Origin of the sequence: Roseicyclus sp. (genome assembly GCF_052168335.1) — a bacterium.
Lineage (GTDB): Bacteria > Pseudomonadota > Alphaproteobacteria > Rhodobacterales > Rhodobacteraceae > Roseibacterium.
The window spans coordinates 1-8,767 of sequence record NZ_JBQLZP010000635.1; the positions used below are offsets into that span (position 1 = coordinate 1).

At 70.3% G+C, this 8,767-nt stretch carries 11 protein-coding genes; 7 read left to right on the forward strand and 4 right to left on the reverse strand.

Going from position 1 to position 8,767, the window contains the following annotated elements:
- Window positions 1-156: 156 nt before the first annotated feature.
- From ACTS11_RS19410 to ACTS11_RS19420, 3 genes are all read left to right on the forward strand, one after another.
- Window positions 157-702: a hypothetical protein gene (locus ACTS11_RS19410; RefSeq protein WP_442641935.1), complete on the forward strand. Its 546-nt coding sequence runs from the start codon at window positions 157-159 to the stop codon at window positions 700-702.
- A gap of 224 nt (window positions 703-926) precedes the next feature.
- On the forward strand, window positions 927-2,405 hold the full coding sequence (locus tag ACTS11_RS19415; protein WP_442641936.1) for a hypothetical protein: 1,479 nt from the start codon (window positions 927-929) through the stop codon (window positions 2,403-2,405).
- A 95-nt stretch (window positions 2,406-2,500) separates the two neighbouring features.
- Window positions 2,501-2,953, forward strand: coding sequence for a hypothetical protein (locus ACTS11_RS19420; RefSeq protein ID WP_442641937.1), 453 nt, complete (start codon window positions 2,501-2,503; stop codon window positions 2,951-2,953).
- Window positions 2,954-3,177: 224 nt separating this feature from the next.
- On the opposite strand, the gene ACTS11_RS19425 is transcribed toward ACTS11_RS19420, so the two are convergent.
- From ACTS11_RS19425 to rpsF, 4 genes are all read right to left on the reverse strand, one after another.
- Window positions 3,178-4,377: a PQQ-dependent sugar dehydrogenase gene (locus ACTS11_RS19425; protein ID WP_442641938.1), complete on the reverse strand. Its 1,200-nt coding sequence runs from the start codon at window positions 4,375-4,377 to the stop codon at window positions 3,178-3,180.
- A gap of 122 nt (window positions 4,378-4,499) precedes the next feature.
- Window positions 4,500-5,120, reverse strand: coding sequence for a 50S ribosomal protein L9 (gene rplI / locus ACTS11_RS19430; protein ID WP_442641939.1), 621 nt, complete (start codon window positions 5,118-5,120; stop codon window positions 4,500-4,502).
- Window positions 5,121-5,130: 10 nt separating this feature from the next.
- Window positions 5,131-5,358 (reverse strand): 30S ribosomal protein S18, encoded by a 228-nt coding sequence (rpsR, locus tag ACTS11_RS19435; protein WP_442641940.1) that lies wholly within the window; start codon window positions 5,356-5,358, stop codon window positions 5,131-5,133.
- 15 nt (window positions 5,359-5,373) lie between these two features.
- Window positions 5,374-5,787 carry a 30S ribosomal protein S6 gene (gene rpsF, locus ACTS11_RS19440; RefSeq protein ID WP_442641941.1) on the reverse strand — a complete coding sequence of 138 codons (414 nt, stop codon included), beginning with the start codon at window positions 5,785-5,787 and terminating at the stop codon, window positions 5,374-5,376.
- A 288-nt stretch (window positions 5,788-6,075) separates the two neighbouring features.
- Here rpsF and ACTS11_RS19445 point away from each other — a divergent pair, with 288 nt between their 5' ends.
- The 4 genes from ACTS11_RS19445 to ACTS11_RS19460 all read left to right on the forward strand — a co-directional run.
- Window positions 6,076-6,297, forward strand: a complete 222-nt coding sequence (locus ACTS11_RS19445; protein ID WP_442641942.1) for a hypothetical protein — start codon at window positions 6,076-6,078, stop codon at window positions 6,295-6,297.
- 172 nt (window positions 6,298-6,469) lie between these two features.
- On the forward strand, window positions 6,470-7,459 hold the full coding sequence (locus ACTS11_RS19450; RefSeq protein ID WP_442641943.1) for a hypothetical protein: 990 nt from the start codon (window positions 6,470-6,472) through the stop codon (window positions 7,457-7,459).
- A gap of 129 nt (window positions 7,460-7,588) precedes the next feature.
- Window positions 7,589-8,530, forward strand: a complete 942-nt coding sequence (gene fabD / locus ACTS11_RS19455) for an ACP S-malonyltransferase (RefSeq protein WP_442641944.1) — start codon at window positions 7,589-7,591, stop codon at window positions 8,528-8,530.
- A 16-nt stretch (window positions 8,531-8,546) separates the two neighbouring features.
- Window positions 8,547-8,767, forward strand: a 221-nt coding sequence (locus tag ACTS11_RS19460) for a hypothetical protein (RefSeq protein WP_442641945.1), incomplete at its 3' end; no start/stop codon positions are given.

The window sequence follows — 8,767 nt, forward strand, 5'->3', positions numbered from 1 at the left end:
CTTGCCCGCACCCCGCCGGGCCGCCCTTTTTACGTGCGTCAGCGGCTAGCGGCGCGCTGATATTGGATAACAGGGGGGATATCGCCCATCACCTTGCCCGGAGACGCACGGGCCGCGACGGCGCGGCGGGGTGCGGGCAAGGTCGGAGGATGCGGTATGCTGGCAAGGTTCGGAGCGACGGTGATCGGCGCGGCGGCGGTGGTCTTCGCCATCGGCGAGATGCGCGAGGGCGGCGCGCCCGGTGATGCGGTGCCGCCCGACGCGGCGCAGGCCGAGCCGCTGCCGTCCTCCGCGATCGACCTCCTCGGCGATGCCTGGACGCTGGGCCCCGCGCCGCGCGAGGCCCGGGCGGAGCCGGTTCCGGCGCTGCGGCCGCTTGCGCGGACGGGCGCGGGAACGGGGCGGCCGGAGGCGGTGCCGAGCTCGGTTGCGGCCCCGGTTGCGGTCCATGTGCCCATGCCCCGGCCCGTGGAGGCGGTCGAGGTCGTCCGGGCAGAGGCCGCTCAGGTCGCGTCCCTGCGCCCGCTGCCGCGGCCGGCCCCGGAGATCGCCGTCGCAAGAGGCGCCGCGGCTCCGCTTGCGGTCGGCGACGTCGGCGGAATGCGGTGGGTCGTGCGCAGCCGGGGCGAGGGAAGCGTCATCGCGGAACTGCCGATCGCCGAGGCGCTGGCGCTCCTCGAGGCGCGGAGGATGCGCCCGTGATCCCGCGCGATCCCCAGATTTCGGGGGCCTCTTGCTATCGGATCGTTTGGTTTCGGCTATGGAAATGCGCTTCCGTCGGATACCCTCCACCGCGTCCCGCAGGTCAGGGTTTCCGCAATTTCGCCATGTCGTCCCCGCAGATACACCAGATTGACGGGGAAACTCAGGCGCGGTCACGCTGTCCTGCGGACCCAATCTGAGCGGCAAGGAAAGGATCCGCCTCCATGAGATACGCGTTCGCTTCGGCCATCGTCCTGAGCTGCCTCGGAGGGGCGGCGATGGCTTGTCCCGACCCCTCGCTGGGCAGCGGAAACATGCAGATCGCGCCCGGCGCGGCCGCGCAGCCGCTGTCGGTCATGGCGGGGGGCGAGAACACGCTCGACGCCTGCGGCCTCGGGATGCTCGGGACCGGGCAGTTCCGCTCGGCGCCCGATTTCAGCTTTTCCGTCACGGGAATGGCCGGCCGTGAAGTGGTCTTCGACGTCGACAGCACCTGCGATCCGGCGCTCCTGGTCAACACCGCGGACGGTCAGTGGTTGTTCAACGACGACAGCGAGGGGCTCGACCCCAGGCTGACGATCTCGGACGCGATGGCCCTCGAAGGGCGGGTCGACGTGTGGGTCGGCACCTTCTTCGGCGGCGACTGCCAGGCGACGCTGAACGTGATCAACCAGCCGATCGGCACGGTTCCCGCGCCGATGCCGGCGCCCGCACCGGCTCCGGCTCCGGCTCCCGCGCCGGCTCCCGCACCCGTGCCGGTGCCCGCGCCCGCGCCGCAGCCGGCGCCGCAGCCCGTGCCGATGCCGCTGCCCGCGGCCAACTGCCCGAACCCGACCATCGGCGGCCCGCCGATCTCGCTCAGCTCGGCGCAGCTCTTCCAGCAGCAGGCCTACACGCTGCAGGCGATGGGCAGCACCACGCGCGTCGGCGAATGCGCGGGCGTCAACGGCGGCGGCACCGCCACGGTCGCGCCGCAGACCAGCCTCTTCCTGAGCGGGATGCAGGGCTACGACCTGACGCTCAGCGTGCAGGCGTCCTGCGACACGACGCTGCTGGCCCACGGCTCGGACGGGCAGTGGTACTACGACGACGACAGCGCCGGAAACCTCCAGCCGCGGCTGACGGTCCCGTCCGCGGCGATGAACGGGCGGCTCGACCTCTGGGTCGGCACCTTCGGCGGCGACAGCTGCCCGGCGACGCTGACGCTGCAGGCCGTGGCGCAGGCCCAGCCCCTGCCGCAGCCGATCCCGCAGCCGCTGCCGATGCCGGCGCAGCCCCAGCCGGCGGGCGGTTGCCCGAACCCGAGCCTGCAGGGCATGCCGGTCTATTCGAACGGCAGCGAGCTCTACTCGCCCGACACGTTCCAGACGACGGCCATGGGGGGCGCGATGCTCGGCTCCTGCGGCCTGCCGGGGACCGGCTGGGCCAGCGCACAGCCGCAGTTCACGCTGTTCCTGAACGGAATGGAGGGCTACGGGCGCCTCGAGATCGAGGTGACCTCGCCCGGCTGCGACACCACGCTCCTGGTGCGGGACGCTTTCGGCCAGTGGCACTTCGACGATGACAGCTACGGCAACCTGCAGCCGATGCTGAACCTGCGCAACACCGCCGCCCTCAACGGCCGGGTGGACGTCTGGGTCGGCACCTACGGCAACGAGGCCTGCCAGGCGAGCGTCGAGTTCGAGACCTGGAGCTCGCCGTGACGCGGCGCCGGCTCCCATGACATGCAAGGGGGCGGCGCGTCCGCCCCCGGCACGAAGAGGAAGACAAATCCCATAATGTCTAAAGGACAGTGATCATGAAGAGTATCGTACTTGGCGCCGCCGTTCTGATCGGCGCCGCAGGCGCCGCCGCCGCCTGTCCCAACTGGCAGCTCAACGGACGGCAGACCTATTACACCACCGGCCAGGACCTCTGGTCGCCCAACAGCTACTCGGTCATCGCGGGCGGCAGCCAGTACCTGCCGAACTGCGGTTTCCAGAACGTCGGCTACGTCGTGTCCGATCCCGACTTCGAGTTCCGGATCGACGGGTTGCAGGGCTACCAGCGGCTGAACATCCGCGTGACGGGAACCTGCGACACGCTCCTGCTGGTGAACGACTCGTCGGGCCAGTGGTGGTGCAGCGAGGTTGCGAACGGGCGCGACCCCTCGATCGACATCTACAACCCCGGCAACGGGACCTGGGACATCTGGGTCGGCACCTACAACCCCCAGACCTGCTCGGCCACGCTGACGCTCGAGACGTTCTGATCGGGCCCGGCTCGCGGCCCGCCCCTGCCGGGCGGGCCATCGGCATTCCTTGCGCATCCCGTTCCGGTTGGCGGGTGCCGGCACGCGCGTTACAGTCGCGTATCCGGAGGCTGTCCCGATGACGCGCATCGCGCTTCCGGCGCTCCTGCATTTCGGTGCCGTGCGGCCACGCTGAGATCGAGACGTTCCGAGCGGCCGACGCCGCCTCGCGCGGGCCTGCGGCGTCAGTCCCGCGCGAGGCGGTAGAGACCGCCATCCGCGAAATCCGTGACGAAAAGGATGGAGCCGTCGGCGTCCACCGCGACGTCGCGGACACGGCCGACACCTTCGAGGAGCCGCTCCTCGCCCACGACGAGCCCGTCCTCGACGTCGAGCCGGACAATGGCGGAGGCGACGAGGCCCGCGATCAGGATGTCGCCCCGCCAGGCCTCGAACATGTCGCCGTCGTAGAAGACCATGCCGCCCGGCGCGATGACGGGGTCCCAGTAGTAGACGGGTTCGACGAACTCGGGCGCGTGGCGGGCCCGGCCCGAGCCGATGGGGCCGCCCCTGTACTCCACCCCGTAGGAGACGACCGGCCAGCCGAAATTGTCGCCGGGCGCGATGCGGTTGAGTTCGTCCCCGCCGGCGGGTCCATGTTCCACGGTCCAGAGTTCGCCCGTTCCGGGGTGGAGCGCCGCGCCCTGCACGTTGCGGTGGCCGAGCGACCAGATCTCGCCGCGCGCCTCCTCGCGGTCGGCGAAGGGGTTGCCGGGCGGCACCTCGCCCGAGGCGGTGACGCGCACGACCTTGCCGTAGGTGTTCCAGAGGCTCTGGGCGAGCACCCGCTCCCGCGCGGTGGCGTGGTCGCCGGTGGTCACGTAGACGATCCCCTCGGCGGCCGGCACCACGCGGCTGCCGTAGTGCATCGGCGTGGGGGAGGGCGGATCCTGCACGAAGATGTCCCGAACCTCGGTGAGCTGCGAGAAGTCCTCGGCCAGGACGGCGCGGGCAGCCGCGGTGACGGAGAGGCCGCCGCCGACCGGGCGCGCATAGGTGAGGTAGATCACGCGGTTGGTGTCGAAGGCGGGATCGACGGCCACGTCGAGGAGCCCGCCCTGTCTCTCGGCCAGCACGTCGGGCACGCCCGCGATCGGGGCGGAGACCTCGCCCCCGGGGCTGACGTGGCGCAGGCGTCCCGGCCGCTCGGTCACGAGGTAGCCCGCCCCGCCGGGCAGCACCTCGACGGCCCAGGGGTGCACGAGGCCCTCCGCCACGGTGCTCTGCGACAGGGCGATGCCGCTGTCCTGTGCGGGCGCCTCGGTCTGTTCGGGAAAGGCGGGGGTGTTGCCCGGGACGTTCTCGGCCCCCTCCGGCACGGGCTGCGCAAGCAGCGTCGCGGGCAGGGCGGCGGCGAGGAAGGCGAGGCGTGTGGGCGTCGGCATGTGCGTGTCTCCGGTCGGAGTGATCCGTCTCGGGCCGACCTAGTGCGGAAGGCGCCGCCGGAAACGCGAAAGGCCGCATCCGGGGATGCGGCCTTCCGTGTCTGGTGGCGGGAGCGGGCGGTTCAGGACCGCTCGTCCTCCGAGCCCTCGGCCTCGCGGCGAGGGGCCTCGTCGTATTCGTCGAGTTGCGCGCCGCCGATGTCGTCGAAGAGCTCGGCGATCTCGAACTCGGCCGCGGCCTCTTCCTCGGCCGCGAGTTCCTGGATCGACTTGCCCGAGGCCTGAAGTTCGGCCTCCTCGGTCGACCGGGCGACGTTGAGCACGATCCCGACCTCGACCTCGGGGTGCAGGCTGACCATGACCTTGTGCAGGCCAAGCTCCTTGATCGGGCGGGTCATCTCGATCTGCTTGCGGTCGACGGAGAAGCCCGCCTCCGTCGCGGCATCGGCCGCGTCGCGCGTCGTGACCGAGCCGTAGAGGGCGCCGGCGTCCGAGGCGGAGCGGATGATGACGAAGGTCTGCCCGTCGAGACGGGAGGCGAGCGCGTCGGCCTCCTTCTTGGTCTCGAGGTTGCGGGCCTCGAGCTGGGCCTTCTGCGCCTCGAAGGCCTTCATGTTGGCCTCGTTGGCGCGGAGGGCCTTCTTCTGGGGCAGGAGGAAATTGCGCGCGTAGCCGTCGCGGACGGACACGACCTCGCCCATCTGGCCGAGCTTGGCCACGCGTTCGAGAAGGATCACTTCCATGTCGGGCTCCTTACTTCACGCTGTAGGGCAGGAGCGCGAGGAACCGGGCGCGCTTGATCGCCTGGGCGAGCTTGCGCTGGTTCTTCGAGCCCACCGCGGTGATGCGGGAGGGGACGATCTTGCCGCGCTCGGAGATGTAGCGCTGCAGCAGACGGATGTCCTTGTAGTCGATCTGCGGCGCGCCTTCGCCCTCGAAGGGGTCGCTCTTGCGGCGGCGGAAAAACGGTTTGGCTGCCATGGTCCTGTCCTTTCCTCAGCGACGCTCGCGGCGTTCGCCGCGGTCTCCACGATCCCCGCGATCGCCCCGGTCGCCGCGATCCCCGCGGTCGCCACGGTCACGGTCGTCGCGCTTCTGCATCTGGACGGTGGGGCCTTCTTCGTGGCCGTCGACCTTCACCGTCAGGACGCGCATGACGTCGTCGTGCAGGCGCATCAGGCGCTCCATCTCCTGCACGGCGGCGGAGGGGGCGTCGGTGCGCATGTAGCCGTAGTGGCCCTTGCGGTTCTTGTTGATCTTGTAGGCCATGGTCTTGACGCCCCAGTATTCGGTGCCGACCACGTTGCCGCCGTTGTCCTTGAGGATCGTGCCGAAGTGCTCGATCAGGCCCTCGGCCTGCGCGTTGGACAGGTCCTGACGCGCGATGAACACATGCTCGTAGAGAGGCATGTCATCTCCAGTTCTGTTGCGGGCGCGTTTCAAAGGCCGGGGTCTGCATCTCCGCCACCCGGCCACGAGGGAGCACGCCGTTCACGGTGATCCGGCGGAGACCCGCGGCCTATACGCCCCGGGAGGCCGCAAGGCAAGGCCCCGGCGCATGTCGGGGGCGCAGACCGGCGCCTCCGCCATGCCGTCGCCACGATTTCGCCATCATGAGGCCATGATCGGGCAGGATCGTGTCCGTCTGCGGTCAATTTGTCGGGCCACAGTTACCATGGGCAACATTTCGGATTACCGATGATGCATTTCGCAACGTTTCTGCGGTCCGAAGCGGGTGTCGTCACCGTCGACTGGACCGTCCTCCTCGCGGCGCTGACGGGGGCGGGGATCGCCCTCGTGATCATCCTGACCGATGCGCTCTCGGTGCATTCGCACAACGTCCGGGGCGAGTTGCAGGACCCCCATTTCGACACGGGATGGGTCGACAACATCGCGATACAGTCGCCCTCTCTGGACTAGGCCGGGCGGGCGTTCTGCCGCCAAGCGGTCCTGCAAGGGACACCACGATTCCCCGTATTGGCCCAAATTCGACCATTTGGCCGGTCTATTCCCGTCTCCAAACGGTGTTCGGGCGCCATGTCCGGCCGCTGCGCCGACGAAGGGCCATCCGGGGGAAGGATAGGGGATTGTAATGGTGATCAAGCGTTTCGTGGCCGAGGAGCAGGGTGGCGTTTCCACCATCGACTGGCTCGTGCTCCTGGGTGCGCTGTCCACGGCGGGCTTCGCTCTGGTCGATGTGACCAGCGGCGCATTGCGGGACCACAGCCAGACCATTCGCGGCGAGCTTCAGGATCCGTATTTCGAGACCGCCTGGGTCGACAGTCTTCCGGTCGGGCCCTCGGGACAGGGGATGCCCGGCATCTCCCCCGGCGGCACGGTATCGAACCCGACGACGCCCGGTGGCGGCGGCCCAAACGGCAACAATGGTCACGGCAACGATGCGGACGGCAACGACAACTCCAACCCCGGCGCGTCGAACGACCCCAACGACAATACCGACGATGACGGCACCCCTCCGGGGCAGACCGATCCCGCGCCCACCGATCCGGAGCCGGAACCGCAGCCGGAGCCGGAGCCGGAGCCGACCGATCCGGGCGAAGGTGTCACCGGCGACGACGAGACGGACACGTCCGGGTCGTCCGGAGGCGGCGGCGTGACCGAGCCGGAAGGGCCCGTCGTTCCGGCGAGCAACGTCGCGGGCTGCCCCGCGCCGGACCTCTACATGGCCGAGCCCGACGTGCGTGAAGGCGAAGAGCTCGAGGAGAACCGGATCCGGCTTCGCAACCAGACGGTCGGCGGCGCCTCGACGCATCTCTCGGCGTGCCCCGGCATCAATGGCACGGGCTACTTCCACGCCAATCCGACCTACACGCTGGACCTGTCGGACATGGAGGATTTCTGGCGCCTCGAGGTCCGCCTCAACTCGAGCTGCGACACGACGCTCCTGGTGCAGGACGCGGCCGGGAACTTCCACTTCGACGACGACAGCGGGCCAGGCAACAACGGACGCGTGCGCCTGTTCAACATGGCCAACCTCGAGGGCCGCGTGAACATCTGGGTCGGAACCTACTGGAACCAGACCTGCGACGATACCGAGCTGCGCATCACGCTCGACGACTGAGCGGGACACGAGACGATCCGGAGCGCCGCGCCTGACCCGCGCGGCGCTTCGTCGTTTCGGAGGCGTTGCGCGGGGGCATCGGCTGGTCTACTTCCGGGGTCCGACGGGGCACGGTGGAGGAAGGCGCGCATGACGCTGGCATTCGTTTTTCCGGGGCAGGGCGCCCAGACCATCGGCATGGGCCGCGACCTGGCCGAGACCTGGCCCGAGGCGCGCGCGGTCTTCCAGGCGGTGGACGAGGCGCTGGGCGAGAAGCTCTCGGCGCTGATCTGGGAGGGCGAGATCGAGGCGCTGACGCTGACGCGCAACGCGCAGCCCGCGCTGATGGCGACCTCGATGGCGGTGATGGCCGCGCTGAGGGCCGAGGGCGTCGAGGTGACGGCGGCGGCCTACGTGGCGGGGCATTCGCTGGGCGAATACTCGGCGCTGGCGGCGGCGGGCGCGCTAGGGCTCGAGGATGCCGCGCGGCTTCTGCGGCTGAGGGGCGAGGCGATGCAGCAGGCGGTGGCCCCGGGCGAAGGTGCGATGGCGGCGATCCTCGGGCTCGACTTCGAGACGGTGGCCGGGATCGTGGCGGAGGCGGCCGGAGGGCAGGTCTGCGCCGCGGCGAACGACAACGACCCGGCGCAGGTCGTGGTCTCGGGCCATGCCGAGGCCGTGCTGCGGGCGGTGGAACTGGCCAAGGCCAAGGGCGCCAAGCGGGCGGTGCCGTTGCCGGTCTCCGCCCCGTTCCACTGCGCGCTGATGCAGCCCGCCGCCGAGGCGATGGCGGCGGCCCTCGAGGCCGTCGACCTGCGCGCGCCCTCGGTGCCGCTTGTGGCGAACGTCACCGCGCGCCCCGAGAGCGGTCCCGACATCATCCGGCGGCAGCTCGTCGAGCAGGTGACGGGGCGGGTCCGCTGGCGCGAGAGCGTGGCCTGGATGGCCTCGGACGGCGTGACGGAGACCTGGGAGATCGGCGCGGGCAAGGCGCTGTCGGGGATGGTCCGGCGGATCGACAGGGCGCTGGAGACGCGCGCTGTCGGCACGGCCGACGAGGTGCGGGCCGCCGCGGCCGCGCGGGGGGCCTGAGCCGATGCGGCGCGCGATGGTCTGGATCGTCGGCCTCGTGGCGCTCGTGGGCATCACGGGCGGCCTCCTGTGGTTTTCGACCGCCACCGCGGCGCGCTTCACGGTGGAGGGGGACCGGCTGCATGTCGCGGGGCAACTGACGCTGATGTCGACGGAGCGGCTGAACACGATCCTCGAGGAAAACGGCGACCTCTCGACACTTGTGCTGGGCGAGATCGGGGCGGGGAGCGACATGAC

Excerpts from the sequence above, each read along its gene's own strand:
- ACTS11_RS19410 (WP_442641935.1), top strand. The coding sequence starts at position 157 with ATGCTGGCAAGGTTCGGAGCGACGGTGATCGGCGCGGCGGCGGTGGTC.
- ACTS11_RS19415 (WP_442641936.1), top strand. The coding sequence starts at position 927 with ATGAGATACGCGTTCGCTTCGGCCATCGTCCTGAGCTGCCTCGGAGGG.
- ACTS11_RS19420 (WP_442641937.1), top strand. The coding sequence starts at position 2,501 with ATGAAGAGTATCGTACTTGGCGCCGCCGTTCTGATCGGCGCCGCAGGC.
- ACTS11_RS19425 (WP_442641938.1), bottom strand. The coding sequence starts at position 4,377 with ATGCCGACGCCCACACGCCTCGCCTTCCTCGCCGCCGCCCTGCCCGCG.
- rplI (WP_442641939.1), bottom strand. The coding sequence starts at position 5,120 with ATGGAAGTGATCCTTCTCGAACGCGTGGCCAAGCTCGGCCAGATGGGC.
- rpsR (WP_442641940.1), bottom strand. The coding sequence starts at position 5,358 with ATGGCAGCCAAACCGTTTTTCCGCCGCCGCAAGAGCGACCCCTTCGAG.
- rpsF (WP_442641941.1), bottom strand. The coding sequence starts at position 5,787 with ATGCCTCTCTACGAGCATGTGTTCATCGCGCGTCAGGACCTGTCCAAC.
- ACTS11_RS19445 (WP_442641942.1), top strand. The coding sequence starts at position 6,076 with ATGATGCATTTCGCAACGTTTCTGCGGTCCGAAGCGGGTGTCGTCACC.
- ACTS11_RS19450 (WP_442641943.1), top strand. The coding sequence starts at position 6,470 with ATGGTGATCAAGCGTTTCGTGGCCGAGGAGCAGGGTGGCGTTTCCACC.
- fabD (WP_442641944.1), top strand. The coding sequence starts at position 7,589 with ATGACGCTGGCATTCGTTTTTCCGGGGCAGGGCGCCCAGACCATCGGC.